20 protein-coding genes and 1 tRNA gene are annotated in these 14,598 nt (G+C 66.8%); 9 read left to right on the top strand and 12 right to left on the bottom strand.

The features are described from left to right. Positions 1–46 precede the first annotated feature (46 nt). From HV798_RS23960 to HV798_RS23980, 5 genes are all read right to left on the bottom strand, one after another. Positions 47–1,468: a diguanylate cyclase gene (locus HV798_RS23960; RefSeq protein ID WP_175193936.1), complete on the bottom strand. Its 1,422-nt coding sequence runs from the start codon at positions 1,466–1,468 to the stop codon at positions 47–49. 119 nt (positions 1,469–1,587) lie between these two features. After that, positions 1,588–2,880, bottom strand: a complete 1,293-nt coding sequence (locus HV798_RS23965; RefSeq protein WP_025140282.1) for an aspartate carbamoyltransferase — start codon at positions 2,878–2,880, stop codon at positions 1,588–1,590. A gap of 100 nt (positions 2,881–2,980) precedes the next feature. Beyond that, positions 2,981–3,394 carry a hypothetical protein gene (locus HV798_RS23970; RefSeq protein WP_025140281.1) on the bottom strand — a complete coding sequence of 138 codons (414 nt, stop codon included), beginning with the start codon at positions 3,392–3,394 and terminating at the stop codon, positions 2,981–2,983. A 3-nt stretch (positions 3,395–3,397) separates the two neighbouring features. After that, positions 3,398–3,820: a BPTD_2524 family lipoprotein gene (locus HV798_RS23975; protein ID WP_025140280.1), complete on the bottom strand. Its 423-nt coding sequence runs from the start codon at positions 3,818–3,820 to the stop codon at positions 3,398–3,400. A 129-nt stretch (positions 3,821–3,949) separates the two neighbouring features. After that, on the bottom strand, positions 3,950–4,081 hold the full coding sequence (locus HV798_RS23980; protein ID WP_025140279.1) for an entericidin A/B family lipoprotein: 132 nt from the start codon (positions 4,079–4,081) through the stop codon (positions 3,950–3,952). A 172-nt stretch (positions 4,082–4,253) separates the two neighbouring features. Here HV798_RS23980 and HV798_RS23985 point away from each other — a divergent pair, with 172 nt between their 5' ends. Together HV798_RS23985 and HV798_RS23990 are read left to right on the top strand one after the other, a co-directional pair. Next, a complete protein-coding gene (locus HV798_RS23985; RefSeq protein WP_025140278.1) occupies positions 4,254–4,616 on the top strand; it encodes a hypothetical protein in 363 nt (120 codons plus the stop codon). Between the two features lie 64 nt (positions 4,617–4,680). Continuing rightward, positions 4,681–5,085, top strand: coding sequence for a hypothetical protein (locus HV798_RS23990; RefSeq protein ID WP_175193935.1), 405 nt, complete (start codon positions 4,681–4,683; stop codon positions 5,083–5,085). 39 nt (positions 5,086–5,124) lie between these two features. Here the strand turns inward: HV798_RS23990 and HV798_RS23995 are convergent, their stop codons facing one another. The 4 genes from HV798_RS23995 to HV798_RS24010 all read right to left on the bottom strand — a co-directional run bounded on the left by HV798_RS23995 (position 5,125) and on the right by HV798_RS24010 (position 7,702). Further along, positions 5,125–6,381, bottom strand: a complete 1,257-nt coding sequence (locus tag HV798_RS23995; RefSeq protein WP_175193934.1) for a TIGR03862 family flavoprotein — start codon at positions 6,379–6,381, stop codon at positions 5,125–5,127. Between the two features lie 274 nt (positions 6,382–6,655). Continuing rightward, the gene (locus HV798_RS24000) at positions 6,656–7,000 is read right to left on the bottom strand and encodes a hypothetical protein (protein ID WP_025140275.1); all 345 of its coding nucleotides are present in this window, start codon (positions 6,998–7,000) and stop codon (positions 6,656–6,658) included. 224 nt (positions 7,001–7,224) lie between these two features. Further along, positions 7,225–7,301, bottom strand: a tRNA-Met gene (locus HV798_RS24005). Between the two features lie 20 nt (positions 7,302–7,321). Then, positions 7,322–7,702 carry a hypothetical protein gene (locus HV798_RS24010; RefSeq protein ID WP_175193933.1) on the bottom strand — a complete coding sequence of 127 codons (381 nt, stop codon included), beginning with the start codon at positions 7,700–7,702 and terminating at the stop codon, positions 7,322–7,324. 169 nt (positions 7,703–7,871) lie between these two features. Between HV798_RS24010 and HV798_RS24015 the strand changes: the two genes are divergently transcribed. Both HV798_RS24015 and HV798_RS24020 read left to right on the top strand, forming a co-directional pair. After that, the gene (locus HV798_RS24015) at positions 7,872–9,311 is read left to right on the top strand and encodes an aminotransferase-like domain-containing protein (RefSeq protein ID WP_175193932.1); all 1,440 of its coding nucleotides are present in this window, start codon (positions 7,872–7,874) and stop codon (positions 9,309–9,311) included. Beyond that, on the top strand, positions 9,308–9,880 hold the full coding sequence (locus tag HV798_RS24020) for a DedA family protein (protein ID WP_025140272.1): 573 nt from the start codon (positions 9,308–9,310) through the stop codon (positions 9,878–9,880). The genes HV798_RS24015 and HV798_RS24020 overlap by 4 nt, the downstream gene beginning before the upstream one ends. A 59-nt stretch (positions 9,881–9,939) precedes the next feature. On the opposite strand, the gene HV798_RS24025 is transcribed toward HV798_RS24020, so the two are convergent. Together HV798_RS24025 and HV798_RS24030 are read right to left on the bottom strand one after the other, a co-directional pair. Further along, entirely contained in the window at positions 9,940–10,194 is a 255-nt protein-coding gene (locus HV798_RS24025) for a hypothetical protein (protein ID WP_232786612.1), read from the bottom strand. A 215-nt stretch (positions 10,195–10,409) separates the two neighbouring features. Then, the gene (locus tag HV798_RS24030; RefSeq protein WP_025140270.1) at positions 10,410–10,655 is read right to left on the bottom strand and encodes a hypothetical protein; all 246 of its coding nucleotides are present in this window, start codon (positions 10,653–10,655) and stop codon (positions 10,410–10,412) included. Between the two features lie 133 nt (positions 10,656–10,788). Between HV798_RS24030 and HV798_RS24035 the strand changes: the two genes are divergently transcribed. From HV798_RS24035 to HV798_RS24055, 5 genes are all read left to right on the top strand, one after another. After that, the gene (locus HV798_RS24035; RefSeq protein WP_175193931.1) at positions 10,789–11,394 is read left to right on the top strand and encodes a hypothetical protein; all 606 of its coding nucleotides are present in this window, start codon (positions 10,789–10,791) and stop codon (positions 11,392–11,394) included. A gap of 79 nt (positions 11,395–11,473) precedes the next feature. Next, a complete protein-coding gene (locus tag HV798_RS24040; protein WP_175193930.1) occupies positions 11,474–11,932 on the top strand; it encodes an Lrp/AsnC family transcriptional regulator in 459 nt (152 codons plus the stop codon). 98 nt (positions 11,933–12,030) lie between these two features. Further along, positions 12,031–12,339: a hypothetical protein gene (locus tag HV798_RS24045; RefSeq protein WP_175193929.1), complete on the top strand. Its 309-nt coding sequence runs from the start codon at positions 12,031–12,033 to the stop codon at positions 12,337–12,339. Between the two features lie 13 nt (positions 12,340–12,352). Further along, positions 12,353–13,333, top strand: a complete 981-nt coding sequence (gene pdxA / locus HV798_RS24050; RefSeq protein WP_175193928.1) for a 4-hydroxythreonine-4-phosphate dehydrogenase PdxA — start codon at positions 12,353–12,355, stop codon at positions 13,331–13,333. A gap of 144 nt (positions 13,334–13,477) precedes the next feature. Next, positions 13,478–14,455: a bile acid:sodium symporter family protein gene (locus tag HV798_RS24055; RefSeq protein WP_175193927.1), complete on the top strand. Its 978-nt coding sequence runs from the start codon at positions 13,478–13,480 to the stop codon at positions 14,453–14,455. Positions 14,456–14,518: 63 nt separating this feature from the next. Here HV798_RS24055 and HV798_RS24060 read toward each other — a convergent pair. Then, a partial coding sequence (locus HV798_RS24060) for an IS3 family transposase (protein WP_175167342.1) occupies positions 14,519–14,598 on the bottom strand: 80 nt, incomplete at its 5' end.

Genomic DNA, 14,598 nt, shown 5'->3' on the forward strand with positions numbered 1-14,598 from the left:
GCAGCGTCACGCGCGCCCGGCCAGACCGCGCCCAACCCGGCCAACCCTACGCCGCAACGCTGCGGTCGCGCCCGCCCTGCTTGGCCTGGTACAGCGCCTTGTCGGCGCGATCGATCAGATAGGCGTAATCAGGGTGGCCGTCAAACGTCGCCACGCCGATGCTGGCCGTGATGCGCAATGCGCCCGCCTCGGGAATGCTGAATGCATGCCGGCGGATTTCGGCGCCCAGCTTCTCGGCCACTGCCAGGGCGGCATCGCGCGCCGTATCCACCAGCACCACCAGGAATTCCTCGCCGCCGTAACGGAACACGAAGTCGCTGGACCGGCATGACTGGTGCACCACTTCGGCAAACTGGCGCAGCACCTGGTCGCCCCCGGAGTGCCCGTACTGGTCGTTGATGGCCTTGAAATGGTCGATATCCAGCAGCAGCACCGAAAACGCCGAATGCTCGCGCGTGGCGATCAGGATCTCGCGGCCGATCACCGACGGCAGGAAACGGCGGTTCAGCACATTGGTCAGCGGGTCGCTGCCGCTTTCGATTTCCGCCACCATGTCAAAGAGGCCATTGAGCAGGTGCTTGATGCGCGCCACCAGCTCCTGAAGCTCGCGCACCTGGTCGGGCAACGATGGCTGGCCCGCCTGCCCGCCTTGCAGCAGGCGCGGCAGCACCACGTCGTCCAGCCGCGATACGGCCTCGGTGATCTGGCCCAGCGCCGGCGCGCTTTCGAACAGCACGCCGCCCTTGTGCTGCAGCCACAAGCCGAATTCGGACGCCGCCAATCGCGGCAGGACCTGCTCCGGCGCACGGTAGTGCAGGCCGATCAGCACGGCCTGGCTCCATTCGAGCAGCGCCGCGCGCTGGCGCTCGCGTTCGGTCGAGATGTTCTGCCCCAGCGCGAACAGCCGGTAGGCCTCGTCGTTGCGCGCGCCGCGGTTGATGTCGCGCATGAAGGCGCGGCTCATCTGCTCGATCGCCAGGTCAAAGAGATTACAGACGTACTGGGTCGCGATCGACGCCGCCGTGCCATCCAGGTCGCTGGCGCGCAGGCGTTGCGCGATCTCGTTCTTCAGGATGCGCGCGCCGGCCATCACCAGGTGAATCGGAATGTGCACGCGCGCATGCACTTCGCCCACCTTTTTCTGTGTGGCCATCAGCGCGGCGATGTCACCCTGGTCGCGCACGCACAACAGGCCCTTGAGCCAGTGCTTCATGCCCTTGTGCAGGCGGCTGGAGACGATCTCGTGCGACAGGCGCGGGCCGGCTTCGGCGTCGGCCAGCAAGGTGGAATAGAAGGCGTCGACCAGGGCGTGGGCGCTGTCGGACACCACCGCGGCGACCTGGCCGCGGGTGTAGGCGTCCACCGACGAATAGACTGCCTGCCAGGCCTGCGCATTGGACGCGCTGAGGTAGCAGGCCTGACCGGCAGGATCAGGGGACGACGGAACCGCGCGACTCATCGAAGACATAAAACCATCCGACCGAAGACTCCATGGCGTGTCTCGGAGCGACACGCGACAGGAAAAACCAGCGCGGATTATGCTTGAAATCGCGGGCGCGCCGCCGCAGCGGCGTCGCCCCGTGCGGTTTATTCCAGGCCGTGGAAGACCGAATCGTCGGGACCGACGTGCGACGGGTGCTGCCACGTCACGTCGCGCAGCGAGTGCTGCACCAGCCCTTCCACGCCCAGCAGCACCGCGAAGATGGCCATGCGGATGGGAATGCCGTTGTCGGTCTGGCGGAAGATCGCCAGGCGCGGATCATGGTTCAGGTCCACGCTCAGGTCGTTGGCGCCCGGACGGCTATCGCGCGGCAGCGGGTGCATGACGATGGTCTCGGGGCTGCAGTACGCGTCGATGATGGCGCGGTTGATCTGGAAATCGGGCGTGTAGCCTTCGTTCTCTTCGTTGGCGAAACGCTCTTTCTGCACGCGCGTCGCATAGATGACGTCGGCGCCGGCCAGGCCTTCGGCCAGCGTGGTCTTCTGCTCGATGATGTTGCCGTTGCGGCTGGCCTGTTCGATGATGTACGAGGGCATTTCCAGGCCCTTGGGCGACACCAGCGAGAACTTGACGTTCTTGTACAGGGCCATCAGCTTGATCAGCGAGTGCACGGTGCGGCCGTACTTCAGGTCGCCGACCATGGCGATGTGCGCGCCGTCCAGCAGTTTGCCCAGGCGCGAGAACTCGGTCAGGATGGTGTACAGGTCCAGCAGGGCCTGGCTGGGGTGCTCGCCGGGGCCGTCACCGCCGTTGACCACCGGAATGTTGGTGGCGCGCGCGAATTCCGCGACCGAGCCCTGCTCGGGATGGCGGATCACCATGGCATCCACGTAGCCGCTCATGACGCGGCTGGTGTCGTAGATGGATTCGCCCTTGGCCATGGACGAGAACGTGAAGCCCGTGGTGTCGCACACCGAGCCGCCCAGGCGGCAGAATGCCGAGCCGAAGCTGACGCGGGTACGGGTGCTGGCCTCGAAGAACAGGTTGCCCAGCACGGCGCCTTCGAGCACGCGCGACACTTTCTGGCGGCGCGCGATGGGCTGCATCATGTCGGCCACGCGGAACAGGTCTTCGACCGATTCCCGGGTGAACTGGTCCACCGACAGCAACTGGTTCTTGCCTTCCACCGCGATCCGGTCACGCAGCGGGCCGTCTTGTACGCTTTGCGTATACTTTTCGAGCAACACGCCGTTTTGGACGATTTCGCTGACGAAGCGCTGCACCACTTCCGGCATGGCCCGGAATTCCTGCGAGCCCTCAGGCAGCAGCCAGGTATCCAGGGCACGGCGCTTGACGCCGATCCGGGTCGCGAACACGTCGCGCGTGAGGTTCAGGCGTCGCATCGCGTCGCGCAGGAAAGCTTGCTGGGAAATGGTCATGACAGGTCCCGGATAAAGGGTTTATATACGCACTGCGCATATTATTCCCAACGCAAGTGCAAGTCCAACACTTTTGCGCACACGGGTTTACCCGTTGTTTTTATCGGCGAGCGTAGGTGGTCATGTGGGGCGAGGCGTCCGCGGCGGCTTGCCCGGCCGCCAGCCAGCAGCCGGCGCAGAAAGCCAGGGCGCTGGCCACATAGCACAGCAGGGCCAGCGTCTGCGCCGGCAGGTGCCCGCGCGTCACACGGCCGTTGTAGCCCTGGCGCAACAGGCTGACCTGCGCCAGATACCCGAACATGGCCCCCAGGCAGGCCGTCAGCAGGCCGGCCAGCAGCAGGAACAGGGGTAACTGCAGATCGGGGGCGGCGATATCACCGCCCACCATGCCCAGCGAAAACGCCGCCAGGCCCAGCGCCGCGGCGCCGTTCAACCAGCCCAGGAACCGAAAGGCGCCCGCCAGCAGCGCGAACGGCATGCCGGCGGCGCGGATCTGCTGGGCGCGGGGGTCCATGGATCAGCCCTTGCGGCAGACCGGCGTGGCGCTCTGGATCGAGGCGCGTGCGGCGGCGATTTCAGCGGCGTCCCAGCGGCCTTGGCCCAGGACCGTGACGGTGACCTTGGACTTGGCAGGGCCGTCGGACTCGGCGGACACCAGCTCCAGCACCGTGGCGGGCTCGCCTACCTTGAAGACCTGCACCTCGTCGGGCGCGCCCTTTTCGCCGATGGTGTGGCGCCAGGCGTAGGCCACGTTGTAGGGGTGCTGCACATTGACGTGGCAGGTACGCACGTATTCGCCGGCGCGGCGGAAGGCCGCCTGGTAATTGGTGTCCACGCTGAAGGTTTCCTTGAGCACGGTATCGGACTCGTAGACGCCCTTGCTGGCGCATCCAGCCAGCACTGCCATCAACGTGACGCCCACCCATACAGACTTGCGCATGATTCTTCCTGCCTTCAGATTCGGATTCCCGCGATTATGCCAGCGGCCGTAAAAAGGCCACGCCCGAAATGCCGGAACATTTCTGCGTGGCCTTTGCGGCGCCGAGGGCGCGCGGACAACGTAACGCCACTACTTGTTGGCGGCACCCTCGATTTTCTCGCCGCCGCGCTGGATGTCCTTGCCGGCGCCTGCAACGGTATTGCACCCCGCCGTCAGGGCGGCAATCGAAAGCATCATGACAAGAATGACTTTGTTCTTCATGGGCATCTCCTATCGAGGCGTGGAAACCGAAGCCAGCATACCGCAAAGACCGCCGTTTGCGCAGGGTGGCCGTCCCGCCCCCCGGGCCGCGGCCAAGGTGCGACCGATTGGTCACATCGCCAGGCGCTGCGCGCTTGTCGCCTATTTGCCGGCAATGGATTAGGATTCGCAAATGACCAAGAAACACCTATCGGAAAACAACAACGGCGGCTCGCCGCAGGCGTGGGGCTGGGAACAGCCGCAATGCCGCGGACAAGCCGCATTGGCGCTCTTCATCGACGATCTGCACCGTATCTTGCAGAACCATGCCGCGGGCCAGTTGGCCGACAGCAGCACGCTGGCCGACGCGCAGGAACAGGTCGATGACCTGCTGGCGCGCTACAACGGCATTGCCGCGGCGCCCGAGATTTTCCTGGGCCAATCGGTCCAGCTCAAGGAAGGCGTCGACCGCAATGGCGTTTCGCATACGGTACCCATTTTTTCGGCGCGCCTGAAACAATCGCTGGTCGCAATGCTAGGACAAGGACCCGGCTGACCCCCCACCCGGCGCGTGCCGCCGGCGGTCAGCCAGAACAGCTCTAACGAGGGAGACCGCACAAATGAATACAGACAATGTCGTAGAGTTCCTCCGCTTGCTGTCGCTGGACGTGTCGCTGGGCGCCGCCGCCCAGCACGCCGCTGGCCAGGCGGATGCACCTCTGGCGTTGGCACGCCTGGCCACCGCGCACGGCTTGCCTTGCAGCGCTTCTGACTGGTCTGTATTCGCCCGCGGCTGTCTGGATGCCTCGGAAGCGGCCGAGGCCGAAATGCCGTCGGGCGAGGCCAAGATCTGGCAACTGGTGCAGGACCCCGGCCAGGATGCCAGCATGCCCGCCAGCGCCATCACCCGAGTCATCGGCATCGTCGCGCAACCCGACGGGGGCCTCGTGGTGGGCCATGTCGTCAATGACCTGGCGCCGCCGCGTCCGGGCCAGAGCGCCCAGCCCTATCCTCACGGCTCCTGAGGCCACCCTGCCACTGCCGCCGGGCCCGGTGGCCCGGCCTTACGCGTTGGCGCCTGCCAGGAAGTCCGCCACGCCTCGCGCCGCGACGCGGCCGCTGGCCATGCACGCGGTGAGCAGATAGCCGCCCGTCGGCGCTTCCCAGTCCAGCATTTCACCTGCGCAGAAAACACCTGGCAAAGCCTGCAGCATCAAGCCGGGCGTCAGCGCCTCGAAGCGCACGCCGCCGGCCGTGCTGATGGCTTCATCCATGGGGCGCGCCCGCAACAGCGTCACCGGCAACGCCTTGATCAACCCGCCCAGACGCTGCGCATCGCGAAAATCGTCGGCCCCCGCGCATTCGCGCAGCAAACCCGCCTTCACCCCCGTCAGCCCCAACCGGCTCTGCAAGTGGCTGGACATGGACCGCGCGCCGCGCGGATGCGTCACCGCGGCCATGACCTTTTCGGCCGTCCAGTCCGGCGCCAGGTCCAACAACGCCACGGCGTGGCCCGCCGTGGCGATCTGGTCGCGCAGCGGCGCCGACAAGGCATAGACCAGGCTGCCTTCGATGCCGTTTTCCGTCACCACGAATTCGCCCTGGCGCGCACGCCCCGGACCAGCCGCGCCGACCGCACGCATGGCCACGGACTTCACCGGCTGACCCGCATGACGCTGCCGGAAATGCTCGGACCAGGCCACGTCGAAACCGCAATTGGCGGGGCGCAGCGGCGCCACCCCGACGCCGTGCGCGGCCAGTCCTGGCAGCCAGGCGCCGTCGGAACCCAGCTTGGCCCAGCTGCCGCCGCCCAGCGCCAGCACCACGGCATCGGCCGTCTGGCTGCGCGGGCCTTCCGGCGTATCGAAGCGCAGATCAGCCGCCGTGGGCGCAGCCGTGGCGGGCCAACCCAGCCAGCGATGACGCATGTGAAAACGCACACCACTGGCGCGCAGCCGCGCCAGCCAGGCCCGCAGCAAGGGGGCGGCCTTCATTTCGGACGGAAACACGCGGCCGGACGAACCGACAAAGGTCTCGATTCCCAGTTGCCGCGCCCATTCGCGCAGGCCGCCGGCATCCAGCACACGCAACCAGGGCTCGATGTGCTCGGTCCGCTCGCCATAGCGGGCCAGGAACGGCGCCGCAGCCTCGCTGTGCGTCAGGTTCAGGCCGCCGCGGCCAGCCATCAGGAACTTGCGGCCCACCGACGGCATGGCGTCATAGACATCGACCGCCAACCCCTGCGCGGCCAGGCCTTCGGCCGCCATCAAGCCCGCAGGACCGCCGCCGATGACGGCGACGCGCTTGAGGGACGAGTTCATGGCGTCGACGCCTTGGCGCAGTCAAACAACGGATGCGGGTGCAGGTACATGAAGAAGCGATTCGGAAGGACCAGGGCGGCAGGTGCCGCCGGGGCAGCGATTGTCGCATGCGGGCCTGGCGCGATGCCGCACGCCCCATATGGGACAAAAAAATGCCCCGAATGGGGCATTTATTCATCGTTGGCCACAAGCCTTTGATATGACAGGGATATTACGACATGCACAGTGGCTATCCCAAGGCTTGTCCACAATCGCTGTGGGTAACTTGCGCCCGCTAGGCGTTGCCCGCGGCCTGCATGGGCCCCGACCAGGGTTCAGCGTCGAGCTGAAAGCGCAGCTCCTGGTATTCGCCATCGACCGACACAGACCGCAGCAGGCCCGCACCCAACGCCTGGCCCAACGCACGGCGGCAGAGGGTTTCGGGATCGTCGGGCAGCGACTGGAATACGCCATCGGGAATGCGCAAGCGCAGCAGTGCCTGGGGATCGCCCCGTTCGGCCGGTCGGCCGATATGGATGTGGGCCGGATAGCCATGCGGGCACCAGATGCCCACGTGATACTTGCCTTCGGTGCCGGTATCGGCCACGTAGCCGGGATGATCGTATTTTGCTGTGCCCATGGACCCTCCTCGTGTGCGGCGAACTAGCGCGCGTGACCCATGGTAGCGCAGCGTCCGCCGGCTGTGCGGCCGCCAGACCCCGGGAAACTCCGGACTGGAACGATGACTTGATGCAGGGCAAGGCGGGGACGAAAAAAAACCGCGACCTGTGTCGCGGTTTTTTCGTGGCGCCCTGGGCAGGCGGGAAAAGCATGCTGCCGATGGGGCCAGGGACTGCTTGAAACTGGTTGCGGGGGCAGGATTTGAACCTACGACCTTCGGGTTATGAGCCCGACGAGCTGCCAGACTGCTCCACCCCGCGTCTGATGTGTGAATCATACATCATTTTGAAATCTTGTGCAGCGCACCCAGGCCATTTTGCCGATTATTTTTGCTGACGGCCCGAAAAACACCCCGGGCAATGGCCCAGAAACGCTGCGCGGGGCTGGGAACATCCAGGCAGATCGCCTGCGTCCGGCACAGCGCCGTCAACACCAGCGGACCGCCTTCCGGCAAAGGGTAGCTTTCGCCCGCGTTCAAGCGGACCGGCGGCGGCAAATGCCGGCCAGGCGGCACTTCCGAGCGATAAGGCGGCTCGACGACCAGCAGGCTGCCGCTGACGCAGACGACGGTCGCGCCCCCACGCAGGTGCACCTGCCGGCTGGCGCCGGACAGGATTTCAAGACGTTGGGCGGGCAATTCGGGGGCGGGAAAAAGGGCCATGGTCATCTCCAATCTGACCCCTGTAGCCTACGAGTCCCCTGCTTTGCGCAACAGCCACACAATCCGGCTTTCTGTACCGATGCAGACTCTCGATTTTGCCGCTGTTCTGGTGTACTTTGCGTGAATCTGTGCCTACCCTCACACCAACCTAGGGGAGCATGATCGGCGGATGGAACCGCAACCGCTCTATCTACGCCTGGCCAACCACTACCGGCGCGCCATCCAGACGGGGGTCCTGGCCCCGGCGCAGCGCATGCCGTCGGTGCGCACGCTGGTGCGTACCCATCATGTCAGCCTGTCCACCGCCCTGCAGGCCTGCCGCCTGCTCGAAGACGACGGCCTGATCGAGGCCCGCCCCCGTTCCGGCTACTTCGTGCTCAAGCCGCGCCGCAGCAGCATCCCCCCCGTGAACGAACCGGACATCCGCCAGTCCCTGGGCGCCGCGCAGTACGTCGGCATCCATGACCGCGTGTCGGACTTCGTGGCCAAGTGCGAGGCCCATCCGGTCAGTGCCAATTTCGCGCTGGCCGCGGCGCTGCCGGACGCCTACCCGATGGAAGACCTGAAACAGGCCATGATCCGCACGTTGCGGCAATCGCCCCAGGTGCTGGTCAGCCCGGTGCCCCCGCAAGGCCATCCGGACCTGCGCACCGTGCTGGCACGCCGCGCGCTGGCCAATGGCATCAATGCCACGCCCGACGACGTCATCGTCACGCACGGCTGCATCGAGGCCCTGAACCTGGCGCTGCGTGCCGTGGCCCGCCCGGGCGACACCATCGCGGTCGAGTCACCCACCTACTTCGGTCTGTTGCAGATCCTGGAAAGCCTGGGCATGCGCGCGCTGGAGATTCCCACCAGTCCGCAGCACGGACTGTCGATCGAGGCGTTGGACCTGGCCTTCCAGACGCACGGCAACATCCGCGCGGTGGTGGTCGTGCCGAACTTCCAGAACCCGCTGGGCTGCGTCATGCCCGATGCCGAAAAGGCCCGCCTGGTGGCGTTGTGCGAGCGCCAGCAGGTGCCGCTGATCGAAGACGACACCTATGGCGCGCTGACCGACGACGACACGCCCCTGGCCGCCGCCAAATCCTGGGACCCGACCGGCAACGTCATCTACTGCTCGTCGATGCACAAGACGCTGGCGCCCGGCATGCGGCTGGGCTGGCTGCTGGGCGGCCGCTGGAAGGCCCGTATCGCCATGCTGAAGTTCGCGCAAAGCCGGCCCAATGAGCCGCTGGCGCAGATCGCGGTGGCCGACTACCTGGGCTCGCGCGCGTACGACCGGCACCTGGCGCGATTGCGCCGGCAACTGAAGACCCAGCGCGACCAGACCGCCGAAATCATCGCGGCGCACTTCCCGCGCGGCACGCGCCTGAGCGTGCCCAAGGGCGGCATGCTGCTGTGGGTGGAAATGCCCGAAGGCCGTTCGGGGCTGGACGTATTCGAAGCCGCGCTCAAGCAAGGCATCCGCGTGGCGCCGGGCGCGATGTTTTCCAACAGCACCCGCTACAACCACTTCCTGCGCATCAGTTGCGGACAGCGGCACACGCCGGACATCGCGCAGGCGCTGGGCACCCTGGCGCGCATCGTCGGTGAGCGCCCCGCATGAATCCGCACCTGCACCAGTTCATCGTCGACTACGGCCTGTGGGCGGTCTTTGGCGGCACCCTGCTCGAAGGCGAAAGCGTGGTGGTGCTGGCGGGCTTCCTGTCGCACCAACGCCTGCTGCATCTGCCCTACGTCATGCTGTGCGCGTTCGCCGGCTCGTTCCTGGCCGACCAGGCGCTGTTCTACCTGGGACGGCGCTACCGGGACCATCGCTACGTGGCTCGGATCCGCGCGCAGCCGGCATTTGGCAAGGCGCTGGCCGCCATCGACCGCTATCCGCACGGCTTCATCCTGGCACTGCGCTTTCTGTATGGCCTGCGCACGGTAGGGCCGGTTGCGCTGGGCGTGTCGCGCGTGTCGCCACTGCGTTTTCTGGTGCTCAATGCCATTGCCGCCGCGATCTGGGCGGTGTGCTTCAGCCTGGTGGGTTATGTGTTCGGCGAGACCATCGAGTCGATGCTGGGCCGTTTGCACGGCGTGGAGACCAAGCTGGCGGTGGCCGCCGCCATCGGCATTGCGGTCTGGCTGGCCTATCGCCTGTATGCGCGGCGGCGGCGCAAGCAGGGTTGAAAGACGTACTGGCCCGCTGCGTGGTCAAGCCAGGCGTCGGCCGCCCCTGACCCGCCGTGTCAGAACACCAGCTTGCCGCTGGCGAGCATGACGTGGCGGCGCCGCGCCTTGCGGTACAGGGGGCCGATGAACGGCAGCAAGGCCAGCCGTCGCAGGATGGGATGGCGCTGGTCGAAGTCGTGCCACGCCTTGAAACCATGGCCCAGGCGTTCCCAGCTTTCACGCGCCTCGGGAGAAAGTTTGCCGGGGTCGAACGCCGCCAGCTTTGCCGCTTCCGAAACCCGCGCCGCCAGGGGCTTGTTCCGGTATTCCAATGGATACTGATTCCGCATGGGGCCGCATATTACCCGGCTTGGCGGGTGCGTGCCGGCCTCGCACGCACGGCGGTTACAGAGCCATTTGGCGCGGCCTTTGATCGCCTTTTGCAAGCCCTTGTAATCAAAGGAAAAAGGCTGTCTATGCCCGCACTATCCCAAGGCTTGTCCACAGAAGTTGTGGGTAACTTTGCCGGCGGCAGCCGGCCGAAGGCCTACTTGAGGGCGGCGATGACCTGGTCGCGCACGCTTTCGAAGCCGGCCACGTACTGCGGATTTTCCGAGCGGGCCAGGAGGCTGGAGTAGTTCTGTTCGAGCTGGGCCTCGATGGCCTCGCGCAGGCCGGGCGAGCCCTTGGCCAGATGCAGCATCGTCAGCAGCGCCGAGTTGAGCGCATCGATGCGGCCGCCCTGGTGCGAGATGGTGTGCACGATGACCGCGATTTGTTCCTGGGTGTCCATGGGTAAGCCTCCTGGCAATGATGTCGGCGCAAATCCTAGCATGGGTGCGCGCGGCCGCTGGGCAAGCCCCGCCGCCCGCGCTAGCATGAAGCGTAGCGCGGCGCCGACGGCGCGGCGCAACCGGAGCGTGCCCATGAAGACGATCCAGAACTATCTGCCCCCGGATGCCGCGTCCCTGCGGCGCCTGCAGGAACGGTTGGGCTACAGCGACGCGCAGATGACCGAACTGGCCGGACTGGACGATGCCACGCCCTGGTCCAGCTATGTCGGCGGTCCGCAGCCACGCACCCTGGGCCGGCAGCGGCTGATCGCCATGGCCGCCCGGCTGGCGCTGGATGAGGCGGCTTGGCAGCGCGTGCTGGCCGCCATGCGCGATGCGGGTGCGCGTTTCGACTACGGCGCGCCCGCCGCCGCGCCGACGCCGCCGGCCCCCGCTCCCAGCCCCGAGGAAGAAAGCAAGTTCGGCATGCGCCTGGTGAGCGACCACGGCGCCTTCCACGAAATGGAGCAACTGCGTGAATTCGCGCACTTTGCCAACGAATTCGGCGTCAGCGAGCTGGTGCGCGCCGCCCGCTACGACAGCGGCGCCGACCTGTGCCGCTTCACGCTCGATGCGGCGCAGGCGCAAGACCCGGCGCGCCGCGACCGCGTCTTCGATGCCGCCTTCAAGACCATCACGCGCTTCGAGTTCGACGGCCGCGTCTACCAAGGCGGCATACCGCCCGAGTCCGACGGTTGACGATGCGCTGGACCGCCAGAACGGCAGGCCCGCGCGCGCGCATTGACTTGCGCCGCGTCGCCCTTGTATGGTCGGGCGCATGAACGAACGCCTGGACACCATCGACCGCCAACTGCTCAGCCTGCTGCAGGCCAACGCCCGCGAACCCGCCGCCATCCTGGCGCGCAAGCTGGGGCTGGCCCGCACCACCGTGGTGGCGCGCATCGCCCGCCTGGAACGCGAGAGCATCGTGGCCGGCTATGGCGTGCGCCTGGGACGCCTGCTGGAAGAAGCCGCGGTGCGCGCCTATTGCTTCATCAGCGTGTTGCCCAAGACGCCGGCGGCGGTGATCCGCGAGCTGGAAAAAATGCCCGAAGTCGAAGAGGTCTCGTCGGTCAGCGGACCGTACGACTACCTGATCTTCCTGCGCTGCGAGACCCACGAACAGCTGGACGCGCTGCTGGACCGCATCGGCCTGATCGACGGCGTGAAGCAGACCCAGACGTCCATTGTGCTCAGCCGCAAGGTCGACCGCCGCAGCGCGGTTGGCGCGCCCTGACCCCGCCCGGCCCCATCCGGCGCCCTCCCCCCTGCCCGCCGGGACGGCGGGGGCGGCATAATGTTGTAATGTGGTCTATCGCCAATTACGGATCTCCCATGCTTGCACGCCTTGCCTTCACCTCTGCCCTGATCGCCCTGCTGGCCGCCTGTTCCAGCATGAGCGACGTGACGTCCACCGGCAAGAACAGCTACAGCGTCACGTACAGTTCGGGCACGCAGCTGCTGACCTGGGTCGAGATCAAGAACCAGGCGCTGCAACGCGCCGACCAGTACTGCCAGTCCATCGGCCGCAAGCTGCAAAAGCCCGCCGTCACGTCCAACCACGCGACGGGCCTGGGCTCCAAGCGCGCCACGGTCAATTTCGAATGCGGCGCGATCGATCCGCCCAAGACCGACAAGCAATAAGCCAGGAACCATCGTGAAGACTCCGCCGCCCGTGGGAATCACCATGGGGGATGCCGCCGGCATCGGCCCCGAAATCGTCGTCAAGGCCTGTGCCCAGGGTTTGAATGCACCCTGTGTGGTGTACGGCGATGCAGGCGCGCTGCGGCGCGCCGCCGCGCTGCTGGGCGCGCGTCTGGACATCGTCGAGATCGCCCATGCGGGCCTGGCGACGGGCGACGCCGGCCGGATCGAAGTCATTGCCTGCGGCCCCGCCCTGCCGCCCGACCTGCCCTATGGCCAGGTCAACGCGGCGGCCGGACGCGCCGCCTACGATTACGTCTGCGCCGCCATCGACGACGCCCAGGCCGGCCGCATCCGCGCCATCGTAACGGCGCCGCTGAACAAGAAGTCCATGCACGAAGGCGGCATCGACTACCCCGGGCACACCGAGATCCTGGCCGAACGCTCGGCCACGCAGGACTTCGCCATGATGCTCGCCAACGATGAGCTGCGCGTGCTGCTGGTGACCATCCACGTGGCGCTGGCCGACGTCATCGCGCGCATCACGCCGCAGGCGGAACTGACCGCCATGCGCCTGGCCGATCGCGCCTGCCGCCAGATGGGCATTGCGCAGCCGCGCGTGGCAGTGGCCGGCCTGAACCCGCACGCCGGCGAAGGCGGCAAGTTCGGCCGCGAAGACCTGGACATCATCGAACCGGCCATCCGCCTGGCGCGCAACGAAGGCATCGACGCCAGCGGCCCCTGGCCCGGCGACACAGTCTTCATGCGCGCGCGCCGCGGTGAATTCGACATCGTGGTGGCCCAGTACCACGACCAGGGCCTGATCCCGGTCAAGTACCTGGGACTGGACCACGGCGTCAACGTCACGGTGGGCCTGCCGTTCGTGCGCACCAGCGTCGACCACGGCACCGCCTTCGACATCGCCGGCAAAGGCGTCGCGGACCAGGCCTCGCTGGTGGCGGCCTTCGACCTGGCTCTGGCCATGACGCCCTGAGCGGCCTGGCCCCACGGCGCCACACGCTCGGCTGACGGACACCGGCGCCCCGCCGCGGGGCGGCCTGCGGGCCCCGGGTCTACAATACGCCCCGATTCCGGCGCCCGCCGCGCGCCGCCGCTTTCCGTTCTACCACCTACCTCCATGTCACGCCTTGTCCGTCTCCTGCCCGACCGCTTCACCCTCTACCTGATCTGCACCGTCATCATTGCCAGCATCGTCCCCGCCCACGGCCAGGGCGTGGTGGTGTTCGGCTGGATCACCAACATCGCGGTCGGCCTGCTGTTCTTCCTGCATGGCGCGCGCCTGTCGCGCGAGGCCATCATCGCCGGCCTGACTCACTGGAAGCTGCACCTGACCATCTTCTCGGCCACCTTCCTGATGTTCCCGCTGCTGGGCCTGGCGCTCAAGCCCGTGCTGGAACCGCTGGTGACGCCCGAGCTCTACCTGGGCATCCTGTTCCTGTGCTGCCTGCCCGCCACGGTGCAGTCGGCCATCGCCTTCACTTCGATGGCGCGCGGCAACGTGCCCGCGGCCGTCTGCAGCGCCTCGGCCTCCAGCCTGCTGGGCATTTTCCTGACGCCGTTGCTGGTGGGCACGGTGGTGGCCAATGCCGGCAGCGCGCCGATCTCGTTCGATGCCGTCGGCAAGATCATGCTGCAACTGCTGCTGCCCTTCGTACTGGGCCAGTTCGCCCGCCGCTGGATCGGCGCCTGGGTGCACAAGCGCAAGGCGATGCTGAAATTCGTGGACCAGGGTTCGATCCTGCTGGTGGTCTACACCGCGTTCTCGGAAGCCATCAACGAGGGCCTGTGGAGCTCGACGCCGATCCCCGCCCTCCTGGGCCTGGTGGTCTGCTGCGCCGTAATCCTGGCGTTGGCGCTGGGCCTGTCGGCGTTGGCGGGCAAGGTGCTGGGCTTCAACGTGGCCGACCGCATCACCCTGCTCTTTTGCGGCTCCAAGAAAAGCCTGGCCAGCGGCATTCCCATGGCGCAGGTACTGTTCGCCGGCCACGCCGTGGGCGCCATCGTGCTGCCCCTGATGCTGTTCCACCAGATCCAGCTGATGGTCTGCGGCGTGCTGGCCGCGCGCTACGGCAAGCGGCCCGAATCGGAAGAGTGACTGTCCGGCTGCCCAATGAAAAACCGCGCCCAGTGAACTGACCCCCAGAAGTTGGACGGTCAACTAAAGCCCGAAGGCCTGGGCTCGGTATTGCACCGGGCTCAGGCCTTTCAGCTTGAGCTTGATACGGTCGTGATTGTAGT

The sequence above is a fragment of the Achromobacter deleyi genome, assembly GCF_902859705.1.
GTDB lineage: Bacteria > Pseudomonadota > Gammaproteobacteria > Burkholderiales > Burkholderiaceae_B > Achromobacter > Achromobacter deleyi.